Origin of the sequence: Comamonas sp. B-9 (genome assembly GCF_000410635.1) — a bacterium.
GTDB lineage: Bacteria > Pseudomonadota > Gammaproteobacteria > Burkholderiales > Burkholderiaceae_C > Comamonas.
In genome coordinates this window covers 8,905-30,889 of the sequence record NZ_KE148671.1, presented here as the reverse complement: position 1 = coordinate 30,889, position 21,985 = coordinate 8,905, and the positions used below count along the sequence as shown (strand labels likewise).

Below are 21,985 nucleotides of genomic sequence, written 5' to 3'. Positions count from 1 at the left end.
CCCTGCTGCAGGCGGTATGGATGCCTATCCGGCGCGGACTCAAGCGTCTGCGGCCGGGTCCGACACTGGCGCGGCCCGCTGCACGCGGAACCAGCGCACCGCGCCGCCCTTGGTCAGCAGCACCTCAAAGTGCAGGCCGCCCAGCATGATGTGGGCGCCGCGCTTGGGCACATGGCCCAGCTCATGGGCAATCAGGCCGCCAATGGTCTCAAACGATTCATCGGGGTCGCTGCTCTCGAGCACCACGTTGAACTCGTCGGCCACGCGCTCCACAGGCGTATCGCCCGAGATGCGGAAGGTGTCATCGGCCAGCGCAAAGATATCGCCCTCGTCTTCGGGCAGATCGAACTCGTCCTCGATCTCGCCGACGATCTGCTCGAGCACGTCTTCAATCGTGACCAGGCCGGCCACACGGCCGAACTCATCGATGACGATGGCCAGGTGGTTGCGGTTGCCCCGGAACTCGCGCAGCAGGTCGTTGAGGCCTTTGCTCTCGGGCACAAACACCGCCGGGCGCAGCAGCGCGCGCAGATTGAGTTGGGGGGAACGTTGCAGCTTGAGCAGGTCCTTGGCCATCAGGATGCCAATGATGTTTTCCTGCTCGCCCTGGAACACCGGGAATCGCGAATGCGCGGTGTTGATGACGGTGTGCAGCACCGACTCGTAGTCGGCTTCGATGTCGACCAGGTCCATGCGCGGTGCGGCCACCATCACATCGCCTGCGGTCATGTCTTCCATGCGGATGACCCGCTCCAGCATCACGCGGGAGTCCGCGTTGATGACATCGTTGCTTTCGGCTTCCGCCAGGGTTTCGATCAACTCGTCCGGAGAGTCCGGGGCCGGGTGAATCAGTTCAGCGACCTTTTGAAAAAAGGTGCGTTTGTCTTCCTTGTCAGGGAAGCGCGAGGGATGGGGGTCTGACACTGTCTTGGAATGCAGGACGTGCGGTAGTGAAACAAGCGATCAGGATATCAAATTGCGGATTTCCTCCGAAATCGCTGCTGAATTCTTCAGCAACGCCCTGCTGCACATCCACGGCTCATTGGCCCGACTTGTGCCGGCCTTCCTGCACATCACGGCGCACTTCCTGCACGGTGGACAGGAAATCCCAGAACTGGCGCGCCTGCTTTTTGAACTGGTAGTCCATCTCGCCCATTTGGTCCTCGACCAGGTCAGCCATGCGGGTGTCAAAGCCGGCGGGCGGCAGCTTGAGGTAGGCCTCGGATTCGGAGCCATCGCGCTCGACCGTGGCGCCGGCCTTGCGGGCGATCTTGAGCATCGCGGTGTTCTCGGACAGTGCATGGATGAACAGCATCTGCACGCCTTTGGTGCGCGCGTCCATCGCGGCGCGCTCGAACAGACGGCTGCCCAGGCCCTTGCCCCTGCCGGACTTGAGCACGGAGACGCCAAACTCGGCGCAGCTGGCCATGTTCGACGACGGCGGCGCGTAGGCCACATGGGCCATCGCGATCAGCTTGAGGCTGCGGTTGTAGATGCCAAAGATCTCGTCACGCTCGAAGTTCAGCCCGTCCACATAGCGCTCGATCTGCGCGTCGCTGGCCTGGTAGCCAAAGCGCAAATAGCGGTCCTGCGCATCGAGCGCCAGCAGATGGGCGAGGATGCGCGGGCGGTGACGCTCACTGAGGGCGCGGATAGGAACCATAGAGGCGGAAGGTCGTGGCTTCTTGCCGTCGGGCTGCTGCGGGCTCTCGCCCAACCGGCCAAAGAAGGGGAAAAACGCCATCATGCCGTTGGCAACGGATGAAGGGAACCATTCTTTCGTCGTGATCATGGGGTAAATATACGGGTTAACCCGCGCATTATCAATCATGCTGCGATGCAGCATATTTCGTGCCTATGGCTTACCCCGCGCTTACAAAGGGTATTCAAAGCCCCCGGCCATGCGGCTTTGCGCCGCAAGCGGGCACTCGGGCATGCGGTTTGAAGGGCCTGTGAGCGGTCCAGCAATCGCAGCGCCGTTTGCGCTGGCGCAACATCGCCTGTGGTTCAGACCCCGGGCAATACCGGCAGCGCTGTGGTGAGCTTGACACGGTCCAGCACAAAGCTGGTCTTGCAGTCCTGCACGGCAGGGTGGCGCAGCAAGGTGTCCATCACAAAGCGGCTGTAGTGCGCCATGTCGGCGACGACCACGCGCAGCAGATAATCCATGTCCCCGGTCAGCGCCACGCATTCGACCACCTCGGGCCAGCTTTGCACGCTGGCGCGGAAGAGATCGAGCGGGTTGCGCTTGCTCGCCTCGGTGAACTTCTCCAGCCGCACATTGAGGTAGGCGGTCATCGACAGGCCCACCGCCTCGGGCTTGACCAGGGCCACATAGCGCTCGATCACGCCCACCTCTTCGAGGCGCTTGACCCGGCGCAGCACGGCGCTCGATGACAGGCCCACCTGCTCGCCCACGACGTCATAGGTCTCGCGGCCGTTGTGCTGCAGGCGCTGCAAGATGGCACGGTCGAGCTTGTCCAGGGGGTAGGCAGAGGTGGTCATGGCAGGGGTCCGGAATGTTTTTGCTGCACCGCAGCAGCGCGACACAACAGGATCACGCAATTTTAATGCTTGATTTTTAGCAAGAACACACAAATCAGGCTTTCACTGCGATTGGACTGGGATAAATCGCCAAAATGCTGCGCACCAAGATCGGTACAGTGGAGCCACAGCAGCCAGCCGACGCTGGCGCCACCCGAGACGATCCACAGGAGACCTGCGATGACAGCCGCCATTCCCCACCAGACCACCGAATTCACGACCTGGGACAACCCCATGGGCACCGACGGCTTCGAGTTCATCGAATATGCCGCGCCCGATCCGGTCGCGATGGGCAAGGTCTTCACGGCCATGGGCTTCAAGCCCGTCGCGCGCCACCGCCACAAGAACGTGACCCTATACCGCCAGGGCGAGATCAACTTCATCATCAACGCCGAGCCCGACAGCTTTGCCCAGCGCTTTGCCCGCCTGCACGGCCCCAGCGTCTGCGCCATCGCCTTCCGCGTGCAGGATGCCAAGGCCGCCTATGAGCGTGCCCTGGGCCTGGGTGCCTGGGGCTATGCCGGCCAGGCCGGCCCGGGCGAGCTGAACATCCCCGCGATCAAGGGCATTGGCGACAGCCTGATCTACCTGGTGGACCGCTGGCGCGGCAAGAACGGCGCCCAGGCCGGTGACATCGGCAACATCGGCTTCTTCGATGTGGACTTCGAGCCGCTGCCCGGCGTCAGTGCCGAAGAGGCCCTGAACCCGCACGGCCATGGCCTGACCTATATCGACCACCTGACCCACAACGTGCACCGGGGCCGCATGGACGAATGGGCGGGCTTCTACGAGCGCCTGTTCAACTTCCGCGAGATCAAGTACTTCGACATCGAAGGCCAGGTCACCGGCGTCAAGAGCAAGGCCATGACCAGCCCCTGCGGCAAGATCCGCATTCCCATCAATGAAGAGGGCAAGGAAAAGGCCGGCCAGATCCAGGAATACCTGGACATGTACAACGGCGAAGGCATCCAGCACATCGCGATGGGCTCGGACAACCTCTATGCCACCGTGGACCAGCTGCGTGCCGGCGGCGTCAAGCTGCTCGACACCATCGACACCTACTACGAGCTGGTGGACAAGCGCCTGCCCGACCACGGCGAGGATGTGGCCGAGCTGAAAAAGCGCAAGATCCTGATCGATGGCACCGGCCAGAAGCTGCTGCTGCAGATCTTCAGCGAGAACCAGCTGGGCCCCATCTTCTTCGAGTTCATCCAGCGCAAGGGCGACGATGGTTTTGGCAATGGCAACTTCAAGGCGCTGTTCGAGAGCATTGAACTCGATCAGATGCGCCGTGGGGTGCTATAGGAAAAATTGAAGGGCTGCGGCTTTGATATTCCTCAATTTGCCACGCGGCCTCTCTATACTGCGGAGCGATTTATCAATCTGGAAACAATTGTGAAACGCACCGTCACCCTCGCCGCCATTCTGTCTGGTTTCATGTTGGCTGCCAGCGCGCAGAACGCCAGCCAACCGCTGACCTTTGTGGTCCCCTACCCCGCCGGTGGACCGCTGGACACCTCGGCCCATCTGCTGGCCCAGGGCGCCGAAAAGCAACTGGGCGCCATCACGGTGGCCAACAAGCCGGGTGCCGGTGGTGCCACGGGCGCGACCTTGGTGGCCCAGGCCAAGCCCCAGGAGAACATGGTGCTGATGGGCGCGGTGGCCACGCATGCGGTGCTGCCCTACCTGGGCACACCGCCACAGTACGACGCACAAAAGGACTTCAAGCCCTTGATCCTGGTGGCGCGCGTGCCCAACGTGCTGGTGATGAAAAAGAGCCGTGCCGAGCAGCTGGGCATCAAGACCACCTCGGAGATGGTCAGCTACATCAAGGGCCACCCCGGCAGCTTGAAGATGGGTTCGGGCGGCAACGGCAGTATCGGCCATATCTCGGGCGAGATGCTCAAGTCGCTGGCCAATCTGCAGATGCCCAGCGTGCCCTACGCCGGTGCGGCCCCGGCCCAGAAGGCGCTGCTGAGCGGTGAGATCGATGTGGTGTTCGACAACCTGGCCTCGGCCCTGCCGCTGATCAAGTCCGGCGAGCTGCTGGCCTTGGCGGTGACCACCTCGGACCGCAATGTGGCCCTGCCCCAGGTGCCGCCGGTGAACGAGTCCGTGCCCGGGTTTGATGTCTCTACCTGGTTTGGCGTGTTTGCGCCCGCCAGCCTGCCCGACCAGGAAGCGCAGAAGTACGCCTACGCCTTCCAGGGCGCGCTGACCGATCCGCGCTTCAAGGCCGAGTACCTGAAGATGGGCATCGCCCCCGAAGACATGCGCCTCAAGGAGCTGTCGCACTTTGTATCGCAGGAAGCACGCAAGTTTCAGTTTCTGATCAACACGATCAAGATCAAGACCAACTGAGCGCCTGCAGCCTAACAACTGCGGGTGCCCGGCTGGTCTCTAAAAAAATGAAGGAGCACAGCATGGGACAAGCACCCGTGGTTTATGGACAATCCGACCGGCCGCCCCGCGGCGACTACAGCCGCGCGCAGGACGACTACACCTGCGCGCAAGACTACGCCGCCTACACCGAGGCCGACCACGACACCTACCGGCGCCTGTATGCGCGCCAAAAGGCCTTGCTGCCGGGGCTGGCGAGCCAGGCCTTCATCGATGCGCTGCCCTCACTCGGCGTCGAAGACCGCATCCCGCGCTTTGAAGACATCAACCAGCGGCTGCGCCAGGCCACCGGCTGGGAGATCGTCGCGGTGCCGGGCCTGATCCCGGAGGTGCCGTTTTTCAGCCTGCTGGCCAACCGAAAATTCCCGGTCACCGACTGGATCCGCAAGCCCGAGGAGTTCGACTATGTGGTCGAGCCCGATATCTTCCACGACCTGTTCGGCCATGTGCCGCTGCTGTTCAACCCGGTGATTGCCGACTATGTGCAGCGCTACGGCCAGGGCGGGCTCAAGGCCGAGCGCCTGGGCGCCTGCGAAATGCTCAGCCGCCTCTACTGGTACACGATCGAGTTTGGCCTGATCCGCGAGCAAGGGGAGATCCGTGCCTATGGCGCCGGCATCTTGAGCTCATCGGGCGAGCTGCAGCACGCCGTCACCAGCCCGCTGCCCCAGCGCCTGCCGCTGTCCTTGGAGCGCACGATGCGCACCCGCTACAAGATCGACAGCTACCAGCAGACCTATTTCGTCATTGACGATTTCCAGCAGCTGTTTGACATGACCGAGGGCGACTTCACCCCCGTGTATGCCGCATTGCGCGGCCTGCCGGAGCTGGCAGCGGACGCCCAGGATTAAAAGTTGCGCGCAGCGCTCAGCGGTAGCGCTTGCAGGTGTGCGAGGGCAGCTCGGCAAACAAAGCCTTGTACTCCTGCGCAAAGCGGCCAAAGTGCCAAAAGCCCCAGGCCAGCGCGGCGTCCGAGACGCTGCTGCCCTGCTTGATCGCGCGGCGTGCACCATTGAGGCGCACGGCGCGCAGATAGCTTTGCGGCGAGATGCCCAGCACCTCCTGGAACGAGTACTGCAAGGCGCGGCGGCTCACCGCCAGCGCCTGGCACAGGTCTTCGACCGTCAATGAGCCATCGGCGCCTGTGGCCACCACCCGCTCCCGCGCCATGCTGACGATATGCGCGCGCCGCTGGTAGGACAACTGCTCATCGGCCTCACTGCCCACGCCATCGCGCAGCACCGCAGCTATGGCGGCAAGCACATCGCCGGCCATCTCGTCGAGCTGCTGGGGCGGCAGGGCTTCTGGCGTGGTATCGGCCAGGCACTGCTGCATGTCGGACAGCAGAATCGGCAGGCGCCAGCGCTCATGGGCCGAGACTGGCCGCAGATGCGGCTGCGCCAGCTGGGCCTGCAGCTGCTCGCGCTCGCAAGCCGTCAGATAGGGGTCCAGGCTGCCCTGGTCTACGACAAAATCGATGATCTCCAGGCCGCCGGGCGAGACAAACTCAAAGGGGCCATCGCCCGAGAACACAATCGCATGCCCCTCGCTGCAGGAGCGGTTGCAGAACATGGTGTTGCCCGGAATGCTGCTGGGCAGCCCGATGGCCAATTGCCCGGCGCGCAAGGCACCGGTCTGGTGCAGCGCCTGGCTGGAGAACTCGCGCCAGGCCTGGATGGGCCCCAGGTGCAGGCTGGTGACCCGGCCCTCAAAGCTGCCGGCCGACAGCTGCTCATAGCGCTGGTTCCAGCCCTGCAGCAAGGCCGCCTGCTCATCAACATCACAGGTCTGCGCCACCTGCGCAGCCGGGCCGCGCACCGCTGGGCCGCGCGCCGCTGCGCCGCGCTCAGCACGGAGGCTGCTCAGCGCGGGCGATGGACAAGGGGCGCTCAGGGACATGGCGGCGCAATGGCGTGGCTAGGCATACAGGCATGGTCATGCAAAAAGCGCACCAAGGTCAACCCAGCCTTCCCCTTAGCCAGATTTGCCGAAATCGGATAGAGCGTGCGCGCCATTCTTGCCACCATCGGGGACACCACAGACAACAAGGCAGGCCATGGCCCATCACCCCAATCCCGCAGGCGCCAGCGCCGCGCACCCAAGCAACTATTTCGAACAGCGCCAGCTCAAGCGCGGTGCCGCCGGCTGGCTACTGCTGGTCGGCCTGGGCGTGGCCTATGTCATCTCGGGCGACTATGCCGGCTGGAACTTCGGCCTCAAGACTGGTGGCTGGGGCGGTCTGCTGGTCGCCTCGGCGCTGATGGCGACGATGTACACCTGCATGTGCTTTGCGCTCGCTGAACTCGCCACCATCGCGCCCACGGCCGGCGGCGGCTATGGCTTTGCCCGGCGCGCCTTTGGGCCCTGGGGCGGTTTTTTATGTGGCGTCGCCATCCTGATCGAATACGCGATTGCACCGGCGGCGATTGCCACCTTTATCGGCGCCTACTGCCAGTCGCTGTTCGGCATCGATGGCTGGATGGTCTACCTGGGCTTTTATGCCGTGTTTCTGGGCATCCACATCTATGGCGCGGGCGAGGCCCTGCGCCTCATCTTTGCCGTCACCGCGCTGGCAGTCGTTGCGCTCGTGGTCTTCATCGTCGCGATGGTGCCGCATTTCCAGCTCAGCAACCTGTTTGACATCGCCCCCACCGACGCCTGGGGTGCCAGCAGCTTTTTGCCCTTTGGCTACATCGGCATCTGGGCCTGCATCCCCTATGGCATCTGGTTCTTTCTGGCGGTAGAAGGCGTGCCCTTGGCCGCCGAAGAAGCGCAGGACCCGCGCCGTGATCTGCCGCGCGGCCTGATCGGCGCCATCGCCGTGCTGGTGCTGTTCTGCGGCCTGATCCTGGTGCTGGCGCCAGGCGGCGCGGGGGCTGCGGCCTTGATGAACTCGGGCAACCCGCTGGTCGAGGCGCTCGAATCCAGCAAGGTGCTGGGCGGGCCCACCTGGATCAGCCGCTTTGTGAACTTTGTCGGCCTGGCCGGGCTCATCGCCAGCTTCTTCTCCATCATTTACGGCTACTCGCGCCTGGTGTTTGCGATGTCGCGCGCCGGCTACCTGCCCCGGGGCCTGTCGTTGACCACGCAGCGCAAGACCCCGTACCTCGCGCTGCTGGTGCCCGGCGCGATCGGCTTTGCGCTGTCGCTGACCGGCCAGGGCGATCTGCTGATCCTTGTCGCGGTGTTTGGCGCCACGATCTCCTACGTGATGATGATGGCCGCGCATATCTGGCTGCGCATCAAGGAGCCGAACCTGCCGCGCGCCTACCGCACGCCTGGCGGCGTGTTCACTTCGGGCATCGCGCTGGTGCTGGCCTGCATCGCCGTGGTGGCCGGCTTTCTGGTGGACCCCCGGGTTCTCATCGGCGCGGTCATCGTTTACGCTGTCTTCGTGGCCTACTTTGCGCTGTACAGCCGCCACCACCTGGTGGCCGACGCCCCCGGCGAGACAACCCCCTGAGGAAGCGCTGCGACCATGCCCTACTCCCATACCGTGGGCGCCGAGCGCCATCTGTTTGCATCGCTGCGCGAGCTGATGGCCAAGGCCACACCGGCCCGCTCGGGCGATCACTTGGCGGGGGTCGCGGCCCGCCATGACACCGAGCGCGTTGCCGCACAGATGGCGCTGGCCGACCTGCCGCTCGCGCACTTTCTGCAAGAGGCGCTGGTGCCCTATGAGAGCGACGAGGTCACCCGCCTGATCATCGACAGCCATGAGCGCGAAGCCTTTGCGCCGGTCGCACACCTGACGGTGGGCGGCTTTCGCGACTGGCTGCTGTCGGACGCCGCCAACGAGGCGAGCTTGCGCGCACTGGCACCGGGCCTGACCCCGGAGATGGTGGCCGCCACCTCCAAGCTCTGCCGCAACCAGGACCTGATTTTGATCGCGCAGAAATGCCGCGTGGTCACCCGCTTTCGCAATACCATCGGTCTGCCTGGCCGCATGTCCACCCGGCTGCAGCCCAACCACCCCACCGACGACCCCTCGGGCATTGCCGCCAGCCTGCTCGACGGCTTGATGTACGGCAATGGCGATGCGGTCATCGGCATCAACCCGGCCAGCGACAGCATCGCCGCCGTCAGCACCTTGCTCTTCATGCTTGACGAGGTGATCCAGCAGTACCAGATCCCCACCCAGTCCTGCGTGCTGACCCATGTGACCACCAGCATCGAGGCCATTGGCCGGGGCGTGCCGGTGGACCTGGTGTTCCAGTCCATCGCCGGCACCGAGGCTGCCAACCGCAGCTTTGGCCTGGACCTGGCCTTGCTGCAAGAGGGCTATGACGCGGCGCAGAGCCTGGCGCGCGGCAGCATCGGCAACAACGCCATGTACTTTGAGACCGGCCAGGGCAGCGCGCTGTCGGCCGGCGCCCACCATGGGCTGGACCAGCAGACCTGCGAGGCGCGCGCCTATGCGGTGGCGCGCAAGTTCGAGCCGCTGCTGGTCAACACCGTGGTCGGCTTCATCGGCCCCGAGTACCTCTACGACGGCAAGCAGATCATCCGCGCCGGGCTCGAAGACCATTTCTGCGGCAAGCTGCTGGGCCTGCCGATGGGCTGCGACATCTGCTACACCAACCATGCGCAGGCCGACCAAAACGACATGGATGTGCTGCTGACCCTGTTTGGCGTGGCCGGCATCAATTTCATCATGGGCATTCCGGGCTCGGACGACATCATGCTGAACTACCAGACCACGTCCTTCCACGATGCGCTCTACCTGCGCAAGACCCTGGGCCTGCGGCCTACGCCGGAGTTCGAGGCCTGGCTGCAGACCATGGGCATTGCCCAGTCTGCTGGGTCGGGCCCGGGCCTGCGCCTGGCCGCTGACCTGCCCGCGCCTTTTTCGCAAGCGCTGGCCCAGCTCAACTGAAGCGCCCCATGTCCCCACGCCCTTCTGCCCCAGCCGCCCTGCCCGCCCCAGCCGAGCCCGGGAGCGCCGCCGTCACCCCCAACCCCTGGGAGCGCCTGCGCCAGTTCACCAGCGCCCGCATTGCGCTGGGCCGCGCCGGCACCAGCCTGCCCACGCGCGCGCACCTGGACTTTGCCCTCGCCCATGCCCAGGCACGCATGGCCGTTCATACCGCGCTTGACATGGACCCGCTCGCGGGCGAACTACAAGCGCTGCACACCCAGCCCGTGCTGCGCCTGCACAGCGCAGCCCAAGACCGCCCCACCTACCTGCAGCGCCCGGATCTGGGCCGGCGCCTGAGCGCCGAGTCGCGGGCTCTGCTCCAGGGCCTGCCCGCTGCCCAGGCCGATGTGGTGTTTGTCGTCGCCGATGGCCTGTCCTCGCTGGCCATCGAGCGCAATGCCCTGCCCTTTCTGCGCCAGATGCTGCCGGCGCTGGCCGAGCAGTGGCGCGTCGGCCCCATCACGGTGGTGCGCCATGCCCGGGTTGCGCTGGGCGACGAGATTGGCGCAGCACTGGGTGCCTCGCTGGTGGTGGTGCTGATCGGCGAGCGCCCGGGCCTGAGCTCCCCCGACAGCATGGGCCTGTACATGACCTGGCAGCCCCGCCCGGGCATGACCGATGAGGCGCGCAACTGCATCTCCAATGTGCGCGAGCAGGGGCTGAGCTATGCGCAGGCCGTCCACAAGCTGCACTACCTGATGCAGCAGGCGCGCCAGCGCCAGCTCTCGGGCGTGCAGCTCAAGGACGAATCCGACACGCTGGCCGCGCCCCAAGAGGCCCGCCAGGCCTTCATGCTGGGCAGCAGCGGCCCGCAAACGCCCCGCTGACACCTGGGTGCCAGCGCCAGACATGCCGCGTCTGCTAGGCTGGCGGTCTTGCCCCTTCGCCTGCGCCACCATGTCCGCCTCCACCGCTTCGCTGCCAGCCGATCTCCAGTTCATCGAGCGCGGCTGGCTGTCGGCCAACAACACGGTATTTGTGCGCGGCACCACGGCGGTGGTCGATACCGGCTACTGCAGCCATGCCGCGCAGACCGTGGCGCTCGTCGAGGCCAGCCTGCAAGGCGCGCCGCTGCAGCGCATCGTCAACACCCATTTGCACAGCGACCACTGCGGCGGCAATGCCGCCTTGCAGCAGCGCTGGCCCCAGGCCCGCACCAGCATTGCGCCCGGCCACGCGCAAGCGGTCGCCGATTGGGACGAGAACCAGCTGAGCTACCGTCCCACCGGCCAGGACTGCCCGCGCTTTCAGATGGACGAGCTGCTGCAGCCGGGCACCGACACCCAGCTCGGTGAGCAGCGCTGGCAGATCCATGCCGCGCCCGGCCATGACCCGCATTCGGTGATTCTGTTCGAGCCCGCCTCAGGCATCCTGATCTCGGCCGACGCGCTCTGGGAAAGCGGCTTTGGCGTGGTTTTTCCGGAGATCGAAGGCACGGCGGCTTTTGACGAGGTGGCCGCCACGCTGGATGTGATCGAGCGCCTGCAGCCGCGCCTGGTGCTGCCCGGCCACGGCAGTGCCTTCAGCGATGTGGGCACTGCCTTGCACACCGCCCGCCAGCGGCTGGAGCGCTTTGTGCAAAGCCCCGAGCGCCATGCGCTCTATGCTGCCAAGGTGCTGCTCAAGTACAAGCTATTGGAGTGGCAGCAGCTGCCCTTGGTGCAAGTGCAGGCCTGGCTGGTCGCCACGCCCTACTATGGACTGCTGCACCAGCGCTACTTTGCAGACCAGGAGCTGGCGCAGTGGCATGCATCGCTGGTGGCCGACCTGGAGCGCTCGGGCGCTGCACGGCGTGAGGGCGCGCTGCTGGTCAACCAGTAAGCGCACCCAAGGCCGCTCAAGGCAGCTCTTTGGACAGATCCGGTTCGCCCTCAGGCTTGGGACCGACCGAGCCCAGGCGTGCGCGCAGCGACTGGGGCTGGCCGGTCAGAATCGCGGCATAGCTGGTGGTGTTGGAGAGCACCTTTTTCACATAGTCACGCGTCTCGGCAAAGGGCACGTTCTCGGCCCAGATGGCGCCGTCCAGCACCGGGCCATTGCGCCAGTTGCGCGGCCGGCCAGGGCCGGCGTTGTAGCCGGCAGCTGCCAGCGCCATCGAGCCATCAAAATCATCCAGCGCGAGTTTGAGGTAGGCGGTGCCCAGGGTGATGTTGGTGTCGCGGTCATTGATGCTGGCCGGCGTGAAATCGGTCATGCCGATCTTGCGGGCGGTCCAGCGGGCGGTGGCCGGCATGATCTGCATCAGGCCCGAGGCACCGACGCCCGAGCGCGCATCCATGATGAAGCGGCTTTCCTGGCGGATCAGGCCATAGACATAGGCGGGATCAAGCCCGATCTCGCGCGATCGGTTGACCACGGCCTCCTTGAACGGCATTGGGTAGCGCTGGCCCACATCGACCACGGTCTTGGTGCGCTCGCTGGTGTTGATGCAGCGGTCCCAGATCTGGCGCTGGCAGGCCAGCTCGGCAGCGGCCAGCAACTGGGCATCGTCCATGCCGCCGCGCTGGTGCAGGTTGGTCATGTAGTTCCACTCGCGCACCCCTTCGCTGCGCAGCCCCAGCTGGATCGCATAGAGTGCACGTGCCAGGCCCGCACTGCTGCGCACCGCCTGGCGCGCCTGCTCGTCGATGGCCACCGGCTGCGACGGGATGACGATGGGCTGGCCCAGCTCCTCCTGCGCCAGCTGCTCGTAAAAGCCCTGTGTGCCGGCAATCTTTTGCAGCAGCTGGCGCGACTGCTGGGTCTGCGCCTCGCTGATGCGTCCCGCCTGCAAGGCCTTGGCCTGCCAGTACATCCAGGTGGGGTCTTCGCGCTCCTCGGCGCTCATCGCCTCGATGCTCTTGCGCACCTGCTGCCACTGGCCGGCGCGCAGTGCCGCGCGCGTCTTCCAGGCCAGCAGGTCGTCGCTCAGGTTGGACTCCTTGCTCACCTTGGCAAAGCTGGCCATCGCATCGGGCGACAGGCGCGTGGCCTGGGTCTTGCCGATCACGCCCCAGACCCAGTCGCGGCGCGGCTGCGTCAGCAGCTCGTTCCAGCGGCTTTCCATCAGGGTGGCGGCGCCATCGGGGTTGTCTGCGGCGATCTTGATCAGCCCCAAGGTGGCCAGCTCCTGCTGCTCCTTGGATGACGTCTTGGCCTTGGCCGTCAAAAACTTGCTGGGCGACTGCAGCATGGTCGCAAAGGCGGGCAGCTGCATCGGGGCCACCACCTCCACCGCAGCGCGGGCGGCGCGCGGGCGGCCCGTCTCCATGGTCTGCCGCGCTCGGCGCCAGATATCGTCGGCCTGCAGGCCGCCGGCCGAGAACAGCTCCGAGGCCGCCAGGTTGCAGCCGTCTTCCGAATCGCGCTGCGCATACCAGTTGCTCTTGACCGTGCTGGCCAGCGGCTCGCGCTCGCCGCCCTTGGCCAGATCGATCACCGCCGCGTAGCAGCGCAGCTCGCGGTCATCGCCCATGCGGAAGGCCGGGTACATCGCATCAAAATTGCTCCAGTCGCGGCGCTGGCCCAGGAGGCGCAGCCAGTCGTTGCGCAACCGGTCTTCCTGGTAGGTGCCGGCCCAGCGGGTCAAAAAGGCCTGCACCTCGTCCTGCGTGGCCTCGTTCAGGCGGGCGCGCAGCTCCCAGTACGCGGCCCAGGGCTCGAGCACATGGCCGCGCGCGCCGGGCAAGAGCTGGGTCAGCTTGCTTTTCTCGCGCTTGCGAAAGGCCTGCTGCATGTCGACGATCACATCGTCGTTGACCATGCCGCTGCTGACCGACGGGCTCGACTGCAGCTGCACCGGCGTCTGCACCGAGGCGGGCGCGGCCGTTGCGCCCTGCAAAATCGTCTGGGCAGCCAGCGGCAACGCGCTCCAGGCCAGCAAGGCCGCCATCAAGGGGGTAAGCAAAACATTCCGAGGCATAGCCGATCCAGGTTGTGAGACAGCGGCGCTATAGAGCGGCGCCCAGGTGATCCCTAAAATCATACACATCGCCTGACGCGCCAGCGGTCCCAAAGGCTGCAATACCCGGCCTCCTCTTACATGCGCTTACGGAAACTGCCGCAATATGTAAAAAAGCTATCTGGTTTTCACGGTAGCCAATTTGCTGGGAACGTCACTTTTGGCTGTCAGAATGGTTGACCCAGCGTGTTTCTGTAGGGATATTTGCAATGGATAAAAAAGCCGTACGCCAAGCGCTCATTGAACAGCGTCTGCATATGCCCGATCGTCTGGAGCGCGCCGAACAGCTCCAGCAAGTCCTGCGTTTTTGGCTGATGGAGCGCCAGGATGCCGTGATCGGCGCCTACTGGCCGATCAAGGGCGAGTTCGACCCGCTGCCCGCGCTACACCGCTGGAAGGAAGACGGTGCGCTGATGGACGAGCCCAAGCTGCGCCGCATCGCCCTGCCGGTGGTGAACAAGCAGCACAAGACCTTGAGCTTCCATGCCTGGTACCCCGGCTGCCCGATGGAGATGGACGCCTACGACATCCCCAAGCCGCAAAATACCGAGCTGGTCGTGCCCACCCTGCTGTTTGTGCCCTGCGTGGGCTATGGCCCGGGTGGCTACCGCCTGGGCTATGGCGGCGGTTTTTATGACCGCACGCTGGCCGCGCTGGAGCCGCGCCCCTTCACCGTCGGCCTGGGCTTTACCAATGGCTTTGTCGATGACTTCGAGCCCGAAGCGCATGACCTGCCGCTCGACGCCATCCTCAACGACAACGGCGTGGTCTGGCCCCTGGGCGATTCGTAGCCGCAAGCGAGCCCGTTTGGGGGCTTGCGCATACGGTATAAGTCGCTCTGTACCTTCATTCATCAATCGGTTGAGATCATGCTGCAGCTTTATATCGGCAATAAAAATTACTCCTCCTGGTCCATGCGCGCCTGGGTGCTGCTGCGCCAGGCGGGTATTCCTTTTGAAGAGAAGTTTGTCCGCTTCGACGGTTTTGACAGCCAGTCCGAGTTCAAGCGCACGATGACCGCCATCAGCCCCACCGGCACGGTGCCGCTGCTGCGCGATGGCGACATCAGCGTCTGGGACAGCCTGGCGATTGCCGAATATGCGGCGGAACAATACCCGGACAAGCAGCTGTGGCCCAAGGACAAGGTAGCCCGCGCCAGCGCCCGCAGCATCTGCGCCGAGATGCATGGCGGCTTCACCGCCCTGCGCAGTGCCTGCCCGATGAACATCGAGGCCGACCTGGCCGAGGTGGGCCGCATCGTCTGGCGCGACAACGCCGCCGTGCGCAAGAATGTCGAGCGCCTGTGCAGCATGTGGAGCCACCTGCTGGCCCAGCATGGCGGCCCCATGCTGTTTGACCAGTTCAGCATTGCCGATGCCTACTACGCGCCGGTGTGCTCACGCCTCAAGACCTACCAGCTGCCCATCCCCGGCGAGATCGCCGCCTATATCGAGCGCGTGCACCAGCTGCCCGGCGTCAAGGCCTGGATCGATGCGGCGCTGGCCGAGCAAGATTTTGTCGCGGTGGACGAGCCCTACCGCGCGGAGCGCTAAGCGTCGTCAACCTGTCCGCAGTCTCTGGCAGCGTGGTGTGCCAGAGCACGGGCATCTGCCGCCTCGCAATCAGAGCGCTTGCGGCCGGTACACCCGCGCATCCAGCGGCGCATTGATGCTGATCAGGTAGACAAAGCGCTCGTCCTCGGGCAGCAGGCCCTGGATCGCTTCAAACAGCTCGGCATGCGCCAGGTTCTGGCGCAACAGCGCCTCCACCTGGGGCGCATCCGCCGTCCAGGCGCTGCGGCGCAGTGCGCGCTCTGCGACCTCTTCTGCGCCGAGGAGCGCATGTACATAGACCAACTCATGGGCCATCGCCTGCCACTGTGCGGCAGACACCTGGCCACTGCGCAGCACATGGTCTTGCAGGGCCTCTTCGGTGGCAGTTTGCTGGCTCTGCCTTTGTGCATCGTAAACGGCCTGCCATTGCGGCTCGGTCAAGGTCGGCAGGGCACTGCCCAGGGCGGCGGCATCCTGCAAAGCCATGCGCTTCCATGCCTCCAGACCAGGCATGGGCTGCGACAGCTGAAAGTCCATCATCTCCGCGTACATGCGGGCATTGAGCTGGCGCAGATTCCTGGGCGTGGCCGCAACCACCGCAGATTGCAAGGGCCGCGCCTCCAGCCACTGGGCCAGCGCCTGCATGGCCGTATCGCGTGGAAACTGGCGGTACTGCACATGGCTGGGGTAGTGCTCGGCATGGAACACCGGGTTGGTGCCCGCGCCCAGCGCTGCACCATTCTCATAAAACCGGACCACATCTGCGGAGAAGTAGCGGTCTGCCAGTTCCATCACCAAGGCCAGACTGCCGTTTTGCGGATGCGTGCCCGCCCAGATCTTGATTCCAGGCATTTCATCCACCGTGTAGCGCCCGGCCGATGCATAGCCCAGCGCCTTGAACTCCTGCATCACGCGGCGCACCTGCGGGTCGCTGAACTGCAGCTTTTCCAGCTGCATCGTGATGCGCGCCACCACGCCTTGCTGCGCACTGCCCAGCGCCTGCACATGTTTGAGCATGCGCGAAAAATACCAGCGAATGCCGAACTTGAGCAGCACAAACAGACCGACAAACGTCAATGCGATGGTCACCAGCACCACGCCCATGGTTGTCCACATAAATCCCTCCCTCTTTGTCTTATTTCGAATCAGCCCATCGGGCCAACCGAGCAGCATAGCGAGGAAGTGCGGCTGATGCAAAGCGCCGGGGACCTGTGGGCGGCCACTACGCCGCCTTCGCCCGACGTCAGGCCAAGCTGCGGCCAGGCTGGCGGGCCCGGTCCAGGCTGGCCTGCAGGGCCTCGGCCAGCTGCTGGGCCACCAGCTTGACCACCGGGCCTGGCGGGCGCGTGGCATCGACGGCCACGCTGATGCTCTGGGGCTCGGCGCCCTGGTCGCGGATGGGGATGAACACCAGCGTACCGGCCGCCAGCTCAGGGGCAACGTCGAGCTGCGAGGTAAAGATCAGGCGCTGCCCGCCCAGCGCCAGCTGCTTGACCAGCTGCAGCGAATTGCTCTCGACAAAGCCCCGCGCATCCTTGAACAGCCAGCTGTACTGCGCCTCCAGCAGGCGGCGGATGGTGATGGCGCGGCTTTGCAGTGCGATCGGATAGGCGGGGGCCTCCTGAAAACTGACGCTCTTGCGCCCAGCCAGCGCATGGCCCGGCGCCACAACGCAGCCCAGCGGCAGCTGGGCTTGCCACAGCACCAGCAGCTCACGGCGCGGCGCCAGGTTGAAGATGGCGGCCAGATCGGCCTTGCCGGTCAGCAGCGCCGTCTCGGCATCGTCGGGGGTGCTCAGCTCAACCGACAGGCTGACCAGGGGATGCTGGGCATTGAGCGCCTCGATCAGCGCGGGCAACACGCCGGTGGCATGGCTGTCCATCGCGACCAGCGACACATGGCCCTGGTGGATGCCCTGGATGCGCCGCACCTCGGCCACCATGCGGGTCTCATCCTGGCGCCAGCGCCGGGCCATCGTGATCAGCGCATCGCCCGAGGCCGTCAGCCGCATGCCCCTGGGCATGCGCTCAAAGAGCGGCACGCCCAGCTCTTCTTCCAGTGCCAGAATCTGGCGGTTGATCGCCGATGCGGCCACATGCAACTCGCGCGCGGCTTTCTGGATCGATCCCGAACGGGCCACCTGGTCGGCATAGCGCAAAGCGGTAGGGACAAGCGAATGGCGCATCGGTTAGGGTCTACGGAATGCGGCGATTGTACTAATTTTGCGTATGCAGCATTGCCAAACCTGTGATGGACGGCAATGGTCTGCAGGCCTAGCATGGCCTGCATGACGCCTGCCCAACGCCTCGACCACCTCAACCATTGCAGCCCTGACGAGTTCTGCGCGGCCCTGGCCGACATCTGGGAGCATGCGCCCTGGGTGGCGGCGCAGACCGTGGCGCTGCGCCCCTTTGCCAGCGCCGATGCCTTGCACAGCGCCATGCTGGCCGTGGTCGCCGGGCTCGGCGAGCCCGCACGCATCCGCTTTTACGCCGGCCACCCGGAGCTGGGCGGCGCGCTGGCCCGGCAGGGGGCGATGAATGCCGCATCCACCGACGAGCAGGCCAGCCTGGGCCTGGGCCAGCTGCAGGCGGCCGAGGCCCAGCGCTGGGATGGCCTCAACCGCGCCTACCGCGAACGCTTTGGCTTTCCCTTCATTCTCTGCATCCGCCAGCACAGCCTGGCATCGGCCTTGCTTGTGTTCGAGCAGCGCCTGGGCCACACGCGGCAGATGGAGCTGCAACTGGCGCTGAACGAGATTGCCGCCATCAGCCGCCTGCGGCTGGCGCGCTACCTGCAGGCCAGCGATCCCGCCCCGGCCCCCAGCCATTGATTTTTCAGGAGTGTTCATCATGCATCGTCGTCACTGCTTTTTCAGCCTGGCCGCAGCGCTGGGTCTCCTGGCCTTCGGTGCCCAGGCCCAGACCGCCAGCTACCCCAACCACCCCGTCAAGCTGATGGTAGCCCTGCCCGCGGGCGGCGGTGTCGACATGATTGCGCGCCTGGTCGGCCAGCAGCTGCAGGCCAGCACCGGCCAGCCGTTCATCGTCGACAACCGCGCCGGCGCCTCCGGCCGCATTGGCCTGCCGGTGGTCGCCAAGGCCAGCCCCGATGGCTACACCTTGATGGCCTCGCCCGCGTCCTTCCTGACCACCAACAAAAGCATCTTCAAGGACCTGCCCTATGACCCGCAGGCCGACTTTGCGCCCATCACCAAGCTCGCCAACCAGGCCATGGTGCTGGTGGTCAAGGACCGCAAGAAATTCCCCAACGCCGCAGCCGTGCTGGCCGCCGCCAAGGCCCAGCCGACCCTCGTGACCTATGCCAGCTCGGGCGAAGGCAGCCCCCAGCACCTGGCAGCGCTGATGTTCGAGACCCGGGGCCATCTGCAGATGACGCATGTGCCCTACAAAGGCGGTGCCCTCGCCATCAACGACATGCTGGGCGGCAATGTGGATCTGCTGTTTGCGCCGCTGCCCGAGGCCCTGCCCCACCTCAAGTCCGGCAAGCTCACCGCCCTGGCGCTGATGAGCGACAAGCGCTCACCCTTGATTGCCGAGGTGCCAACCATGGCCGAGGCCGGTATCCCAGATATGGTGATGCAGACCTGGATCGGCCTGCTGGCCCCGGCGCGCACACCGCGCCCCATCGTCGATGCGCTCAACCGCCAGGTGCAGGCCATCTTGCTGCGCGACGATATCCGGCAGCAGCTGCAGGATGTGGGCATGGAAGTGGCACCCACCACGCCGGAGCAGTTCCAGCACACCATTGCGCAGGAGATCAGCCTGCATGCGCAGCTGGTCAAGGCCGCTGGCCTGGTGCCGCAATAAAAAACCAGGACCCGGGGCGGGCCCCTGGTCCTGGTCTCTTTGCGGCGTGGCTGCCTGGCTGCCGGTGTTCAGCAGCCTTTGCCTGATCGGCGCTCAGATCCCCTTGGACGAGGGGTTGGCAAAGGCATCGCGCGTCTCGGCGTTCAGCGGGTAGTTGATGTTGATGCCCTTGGGCGCAATCGGTGACATGAACCAGCGGTTGTAGAGCTTTTCCATCTCGCCCGATTGCATCAGGCCCGAGACGGTCTCGTCCACCAGCTGCTTGAAGGCCGGGTCGTCATTGCGCAGCATCAGCGCCTGGTTTTCGGTGCGCAGGCTCTCGCCCACGATCTCGTAGTTCTGCGGGTCACGCGCATTGGCGATCTGGCCGGCCAGCAGGATGTCGTCCAGCACAAAGGCGGCGGCCTTGTCGCCCTGCACCAGCAGGAAGGACTCGGTATGGTCCTTGCCCGGCACATTGGTGATGTCGAGCTTGCTGGCCCGGTCGGCCTGGCGCAGCAGGCGGAACGAGGTGGTGCCGGTGGTGGTGGCGACCGATTTGCCCTGCAGATCGGCAATGCCCTTGATGCCCGAGCTCTTCTTGACCAGCATGCGCACGTTGTAGCGGAAGATGTCCGGCGAGAAGGCCACCTGCTTTTGGCGCTCCACCAGGTTGGTGGTCGAGCCGCACTCCAGATCGACGGTGCCGTTTTGCACCAGCGGAATGCGGTTGGCCGAGGTGACCGCCTGGTAGTTCACCTCCAGCTCGGGCAGTTGGAGTTTGGTTTTGATCGCGTCCAGAATATGCGCGCAGATATCCATGCTGTAGCCGATGGGCTTGAGGTTGGCGTCCAGGTAGGAGAAGCCGAACGAGGCCTCGCGGTAACCCAGCGTGATTGCGCCCGAGCTCTTGATCTTGTCCAGCGTGCTGCTTTGCGCCATCGCGCCCATGGAGGCACACACCAGCGCAGCCAGCGCCACCGCGCGCTTCACACCCATTTTTCCTTGCATATCCTGATCCTCCTGGCACCCCATCGGTACCGGCCAATGCCTTGCGGCGTTTTAGAACTTTTGCTCCTTTTTTATTTTTTTTGGATCATATGTTCCATGTCGCACAATGGCTACCCGTGATTTCCCTAAATCTGAAGAAAGACCCGCCGCCATGGGCGTAATCGACCAATTGCGAGACCGCTTTGCCTCCCTGAGCCCGTCGCTACAGCAAGTGGCGCGCTATGTGCTTGACCACCCCAACGAGGTGGTGACGCAATCGATGCGCACCGTGGGCCAGCATGCCCAGGTGCCCCCCACCACCTTGGTGCGCTTTGCCCAGACCTGCGGTTTTGAAGGCTGGAACCCGTTCAAGCAGGCGCTGACCGCCGATATGGGCCTGGCCAGCGAGGCGGGCAACCAGTACGGTGAGCGCGCCCGCAGCCTGCTGGGCCGCGCGCAGGACCAGCAGCTCACCGCCGAGATGTTTGCCATGCAGCGCAGCAACCTGGATGTGACCGAGCAGCACAGCGCAGCGCGCCTGCTGACCGCCGCCCAACTGCTGGAGACGGCCGACCAGGTGCATGTGATGGGCATGCGCGCCTGCTTTCCGGTGGCCTTCTCGCTGGTCTATGTCTACCGCCTGTTCCGCCGCTCGGTGCATCTGCTCGAAGGCATGGGCGGCGTGCGCGAGATGCAGCTGCGCGCCATCGATGCGGGCGATGCGCTGGTCGCCATCAGCTTTGCACCCTACTCGCAAGAGACCGTGCATGCGGTGGAGCTGGCCCGCGCTCGCGGCTGCAAGGTGCTGGCCCTGACCGACAGCCTGGCCTCACCGCTGTCGCTGGCCGCCGATGAAACCCTGCTGTTTGCCGTCAACAGCCCCTCCTTCTTCCCTTCGGTCACCGCCGCCCAGGCATTGTCCGAGTCGCTGCTGGAAGTGCTGGTCAGCCGCGCCGGCCCGCAGGCCGTGGCCCGCATCGATGCAGCCGAAGGCGAGCTGCACGACAGCGGCGTCTATGTGCAGCCGGTACGCAAGTAAACTCGCACGATGAATACATACATGGTCGGCGGCGCAGTGCGGGACCGCCTCTTGGGACTGCCGGTGAATGACCACGACTGGGTGGTGGTAGGCACCACGCCCGAGGCCATGCTGGCCCAGGGCTTTGTGCCGGTCGGCAAGGATTTCCCGGTGTTTCTGCACCCGCGCACGCATGAGGAATATGCGCTGGCCCGCACCGAGCGCAAGTCCGGCCGGGGCTACCGGGGCTTCAGCATCGCTACCTCGCCCGATGTGACCTTGGAGCAGGACCTGGCCCGGCGCGACCTGACCATCAATGCCATGGCCGCCCCGGTCGACTGGAATGGCAGCGACCCGGTGACCGACCCCTATGGCGGCCAGGCCGATCTGCAGGCTCGGGTGCTGCGCCATGTGACCGACGCCTTCCGCGAAGACCCGGTGCGCATCCTGCGCCTGGCGCGCTTTGCGGCGCGCTTCCAGGATTTTTCCGTCGCCCCGGAAACCGTGGCGCTGATGCGCCAGATGGTCGCCGATGGCGAGGTCGATGCGCTGGTGCCCGAGCGCGTCTGGCAGGAGCTGGCACGCGGCCTGATGGAGGCCCAGCCCTCACGCATGTTCGAGGTGCTGCGCGATTGCGGCGCCCTCGCCCGCCTGCTGCCCGAGCTGGACCGCCTCTGGGGCGTGCCCCAGCGCGCCGACTACCACCCCGAGGTGGACACCGGCATCCACGTGATGATGGTGCTGGACCGTGCCGCCGAGCTGGATGCGCCGCTGCCCGTGCGCTGGGCCTGCCTGGCGCATGACCTGGGCAAG

At 65.2% G+C, this 21,985-nt stretch carries 22 protein-coding genes; 13 read left to right on the top strand and 9 right to left on the bottom strand.

Translation table 11 applies throughout. The features are described from left to right. Positions 1 to 39 precede the first annotated feature (39 nt). The 4 genes from H928_RS0123925 to H928_RS32655 all read right to left on the bottom strand — a co-directional run bounded on the left by H928_RS0123925 (position 40) and on the right by H928_RS32655 (position 2,738). Positions 40 to 924, bottom strand: a complete 885-nt coding sequence (locus H928_RS0123925; RefSeq protein ID WP_021028764.1) for an HlyC/CorC family transporter — start codon at positions 922 to 924, stop codon at positions 40 to 42. Between the two features lie 115 nt (positions 925 to 1,039). Continuing rightward, complete coding sequence (locus tag H928_RS0123920) at positions 1,040 to 1,792, bottom strand: GNAT family N-acetyltransferase (RefSeq protein ID WP_027011339.1); 753 nt, start codon at positions 1,790 to 1,792, stop codon at positions 1,040 to 1,042. Positions 1,793 to 2,007: 215 nt separating this feature from the next. Further along, the gene (locus tag H928_RS0123915; RefSeq protein ID WP_021028762.1) at positions 2,008 to 2,505 is read right to left on the bottom strand and encodes an Lrp/AsnC family transcriptional regulator; all 498 of its coding nucleotides are present in this window, start codon (positions 2,503 to 2,505) and stop codon (positions 2,008 to 2,010) included. 62 nt (positions 2,506 to 2,567) lie between these two features. Next, the gene (locus H928_RS32655) at positions 2,568 to 2,738 is read right to left on the bottom strand and encodes a hypothetical protein (RefSeq protein ID WP_021028761.1); all 171 of its coding nucleotides are present in this window, start codon (positions 2,736 to 2,738) and stop codon (positions 2,568 to 2,570) included. On the opposite strand from H928_RS32655, the gene hppD reads away from it, so the two are divergent. The 3 genes from hppD (at position 2,725) to phhA (ending at position 5,795) form a co-directional block, all read left to right on the top strand. Further along, positions 2,725 to 3,849 carry a 4-hydroxyphenylpyruvate dioxygenase gene (gene hppD, locus H928_RS0123905; RefSeq protein ID WP_021028760.1) on the top strand — a complete coding sequence of 375 codons (1,125 nt, stop codon included), beginning with the start codon at positions 2,725 to 2,727 and terminating at the stop codon, positions 3,847 to 3,849. The two genes, H928_RS32655 and hppD, sit on opposite strands and share 14 nt — an antisense overlap. Positions 3,850 to 3,939: 90 nt before the next feature. Next, positions 3,940 to 4,905 carry a tripartite tricarboxylate transporter substrate binding protein gene (locus H928_RS0123900; RefSeq protein WP_021028759.1) on the top strand — a complete coding sequence of 322 codons (966 nt, stop codon included), beginning with the start codon at positions 3,940 to 3,942 and terminating at the stop codon, positions 4,903 to 4,905. Between the two features lie 62 nt (positions 4,906 to 4,967). Next, the gene (gene phhA, locus H928_RS0123895) at positions 4,968 to 5,795 is read left to right on the top strand and encodes a phenylalanine 4-monooxygenase (RefSeq protein ID WP_027011337.1); all 828 of its coding nucleotides are present in this window, start codon (positions 4,968 to 4,970) and stop codon (positions 5,793 to 5,795) included. Positions 5,796 to 5,811: 16 nt separating this feature from the next. Here the strand turns inward: phhA and H928_RS29635 are convergent, their stop codons facing one another. Continuing rightward, on the bottom strand, positions 5,812 to 6,843 hold the full coding sequence (locus H928_RS29635; RefSeq protein ID WP_021028757.1) for a helix-turn-helix domain-containing protein: 1,032 nt from the start codon (positions 6,841 to 6,843) through the stop codon (positions 5,812 to 5,814). Positions 6,844 to 7,000: 157 nt separating this feature from the next. On the opposite strand from H928_RS29635, the gene eat reads away from it, so the two are divergent. The 4 genes from eat (at position 7,001) to H928_RS0123870 (ending at position 11,683) form a co-directional block, all read left to right on the top strand. Continuing rightward, positions 7,001 to 8,407 carry an ethanolamine permease gene (eat, locus tag H928_RS0123885; RefSeq protein WP_021028756.1) on the top strand — a complete coding sequence of 469 codons (1,407 nt, stop codon included), beginning with the start codon at positions 7,001 to 7,003 and terminating at the stop codon, positions 8,405 to 8,407. Positions 8,408 to 8,422: 15 nt separating this feature from the next. Then, positions 8,423 to 9,820: an ethanolamine ammonia-lyase subunit EutB gene (locus tag H928_RS0123880; RefSeq protein WP_021028755.1), complete on the top strand. Its 1,398-nt coding sequence runs from the start codon at positions 8,423 to 8,425 to the stop codon at positions 9,818 to 9,820. An 8-nt stretch (positions 9,821 to 9,828) separates the two neighbouring features. After that, positions 9,829 to 10,689, top strand: coding sequence for an ethanolamine ammonia-lyase subunit EutC (gene eutC, locus H928_RS29630; RefSeq protein WP_021028754.1), 861 nt, complete (start codon positions 9,829 to 9,831; stop codon positions 10,687 to 10,689). Between the two features lie 70 nt (positions 10,690 to 10,759). Next, the gene (locus H928_RS0123870; RefSeq protein ID WP_021028753.1) at positions 10,760 to 11,683 is read left to right on the top strand and encodes an MBL fold metallo-hydrolase; all 924 of its coding nucleotides are present in this window, start codon (positions 10,760 to 10,762) and stop codon (positions 11,681 to 11,683) included. 16 nt (positions 11,684 to 11,699) lie between these two features. Here the strand turns inward: H928_RS0123870 and H928_RS0123865 are convergent, their stop codons facing one another. Next, positions 11,700 to 13,604 (bottom strand): lytic transglycosylase domain-containing protein, encoded by a 1,905-nt coding sequence (locus H928_RS0123865; protein WP_148293289.1) that lies wholly within the window; start codon positions 13,602 to 13,604, stop codon positions 11,700 to 11,702. 407 nt (positions 13,605 to 14,011) lie between these two features. Here H928_RS0123865 and H928_RS0123860 point away from each other — a divergent pair, with 407 nt between their 5' ends. Next, on the top strand, positions 14,012 to 14,593 hold the full coding sequence (locus H928_RS0123860; protein ID WP_021028751.1) for a 5-formyltetrahydrofolate cyclo-ligase: 582 nt from the start codon (positions 14,012 to 14,014) through the stop codon (positions 14,591 to 14,593). 78 nt (positions 14,594 to 14,671) lie between these two features. Then, on the top strand, positions 14,672 to 15,355 hold the full coding sequence (locus H928_RS0123855) for a glutathione S-transferase family protein (protein ID WP_021028750.1): 684 nt from the start codon (positions 14,672 to 14,674) through the stop codon (positions 15,353 to 15,355). A 69-nt stretch (positions 15,356 to 15,424) separates the two neighbouring features. On the opposite strand, the gene H928_RS0123850 is transcribed toward H928_RS0123855, so the two are convergent. Both H928_RS0123850 and H928_RS0123845 read right to left on the bottom strand, forming a co-directional pair. Continuing rightward, a complete protein-coding gene (locus H928_RS0123850; protein WP_148293286.1) occupies positions 15,425 to 16,471 on the bottom strand; it encodes a hypothetical protein in 1,047 nt (348 codons plus the stop codon). Positions 16,472 to 16,598: 127 nt separating this feature from the next. Next, entirely contained in the window at positions 16,599 to 17,540 is a 942-nt protein-coding gene (locus tag H928_RS0123845) for a LysR family transcriptional regulator (RefSeq protein ID WP_021028748.1), read from the bottom strand. Positions 17,541 to 17,642: 102 nt separating this feature from the next. On the opposite strand from H928_RS0123845, the gene uraD reads away from it, so the two are divergent. Together uraD and H928_RS0123835 are read left to right on the top strand one after the other, a co-directional pair. Beyond that, complete coding sequence (gene uraD, locus H928_RS0123840; protein WP_027011335.1) at positions 17,643 to 18,188, top strand: 2-oxo-4-hydroxy-4-carboxy-5-ureidoimidazoline decarboxylase; 546 nt, start codon at positions 17,643 to 17,645, stop codon at positions 18,186 to 18,188. 19 nt (positions 18,189 to 18,207) lie between these two features. After that, positions 18,208 to 19,185 (top strand): tripartite tricarboxylate transporter substrate binding protein, encoded by a 978-nt coding sequence (locus H928_RS0123835; protein ID WP_027011334.1) that lies wholly within the window; start codon positions 18,208 to 18,210, stop codon positions 19,183 to 19,185. A gap of 93 nt (positions 19,186 to 19,278) precedes the next feature. On the opposite strand, the gene H928_RS0123830 is transcribed toward H928_RS0123835, so the two are convergent. Beyond that, positions 19,279 to 20,175, bottom strand: coding sequence for an amino acid ABC transporter substrate-binding protein (locus H928_RS0123830; protein ID WP_027011333.1), 897 nt, complete (start codon positions 20,173 to 20,175; stop codon positions 19,279 to 19,281). A 151-nt stretch (positions 20,176 to 20,326) separates the two neighbouring features. Between H928_RS0123830 and H928_RS0123825 the strand changes: the two genes are divergently transcribed. Beyond that, complete coding sequence (locus H928_RS0123825; RefSeq protein WP_021028744.1) at positions 20,327 to 21,193, top strand: MurR/RpiR family transcriptional regulator; 867 nt, start codon at positions 20,327 to 20,329, stop codon at positions 21,191 to 21,193. Positions 21,194 to 21,202: 9 nt separating this feature from the next. Beyond that, on the top strand, positions 21,203 to 21,985 hold a 783-nt coding region (locus tag H928_RS33880), incomplete at its 3' end, for a multifunctional CCA addition/repair protein (RefSeq protein WP_239645068.1).

What these genes read in the sequence shown, in the direction of transcription:
- H928_RS0123915 (WP_021028762.1), bottom strand. Translation starts at nt 2,505, where the DNA reads ATGACCACCTCTGCCTACCCCCTGGACAAGCTCGACCGTGCCATCTTG.
- H928_RS0123880 (WP_021028755.1), top strand. Translation starts at nt 8,423, where the DNA reads ATGCCCTACTCCCATACCGTGGGCGCCGAGCGCCATCTGTTTGCATCG.
- H928_RS0123845 (WP_021028748.1), bottom strand. Translation starts at nt 17,540, where the DNA reads ATGCGCCATTCGCTTGTCCCTACCGCTTTGCGCTATGCCGACCAGGTG.
- H928_RS0123920 (WP_027011339.1), bottom strand. Translation starts at nt 1,792, where the DNA reads ATGATCACGACGAAAGAATGGTTCCCTTCATCCGTTGCCAACGGCATG.
- H928_RS0123825 (WP_021028744.1), top strand. Translation starts at nt 20,327, where the DNA reads ATGGGCGTAATCGACCAATTGCGAGACCGCTTTGCCTCCCTGAGCCCG.
- H928_RS0123870 (WP_021028753.1), top strand. Translation starts at nt 10,760, where the DNA reads ATGTCCGCCTCCACCGCTTCGCTGCCAGCCGATCTCCAGTTCATCGAG.
- H928_RS0123865 (WP_148293289.1), bottom strand. Translation starts at nt 13,604, where the DNA reads ATGGTCAACGACGATGTGATCGTCGACATGCAGCAGGCCTTTCGCAAG.
- H928_RS0123860 (WP_021028751.1), top strand. Translation starts at nt 14,012, where the DNA reads ATGGATAAAAAAGCCGTACGCCAAGCGCTCATTGAACAGCGTCTGCAT.
- phhA (WP_027011337.1), top strand. Translation starts at nt 4,968, where the DNA reads ATGGGACAAGCACCCGTGGTTTATGGACAATCCGACCGGCCGCCCCGC.
- uraD (WP_027011335.1), top strand. Translation starts at nt 17,643, where the DNA reads ATGACGCCTGCCCAACGCCTCGACCACCTCAACCATTGCAGCCCTGAC.
- H928_RS0123830 (WP_027011333.1), bottom strand. Translation starts at nt 20,175, where the DNA reads ATGCAAGGAAAAATGGGTGTGAAGCGCGCGGTGGCGCTGGCTGCGCTG.
- H928_RS0123835 (WP_027011334.1), top strand. Translation starts at nt 18,208, where the DNA reads ATGCATCGTCGTCACTGCTTTTTCAGCCTGGCCGCAGCGCTGGGTCTC.
- eat (WP_021028756.1), top strand. Translation starts at nt 7,001, where the DNA reads ATGGCCCATCACCCCAATCCCGCAGGCGCCAGCGCCGCGCACCCAAGC.
- H928_RS32655 (WP_021028761.1), bottom strand. Translation starts at nt 2,738, where the DNA reads ATGGCGGCTGTCATCGCAGGTCTCCTGTGGATCGTCTCGGGTGGCGCC.
- H928_RS0123855 (WP_021028750.1), top strand. Translation starts at nt 14,672, where the DNA reads ATGCTGCAGCTTTATATCGGCAATAAAAATTACTCCTCCTGGTCCATG.
- hppD (WP_021028760.1), top strand. Translation starts at nt 2,725, where the DNA reads ATGACAGCCGCCATTCCCCACCAGACCACCGAATTCACGACCTGGGAC.
- H928_RS29635 (WP_021028757.1), bottom strand. Translation starts at nt 6,843, where the DNA reads ATGTCCCTGAGCGCCCCTTGTCCATCGCCCGCGCTGAGCAGCCTCCGT.
- H928_RS0123850 (WP_148293286.1), bottom strand. Translation starts at nt 16,471, where the DNA reads ATGTGGACAACCATGGGCGTGGTGCTGGTGACCATCGCATTGACGTTT.
- eutC (WP_021028754.1), top strand. Translation starts at nt 9,829, where the DNA reads ATGTCCCCACGCCCTTCTGCCCCAGCCGCCCTGCCCGCCCCAGCCGAG.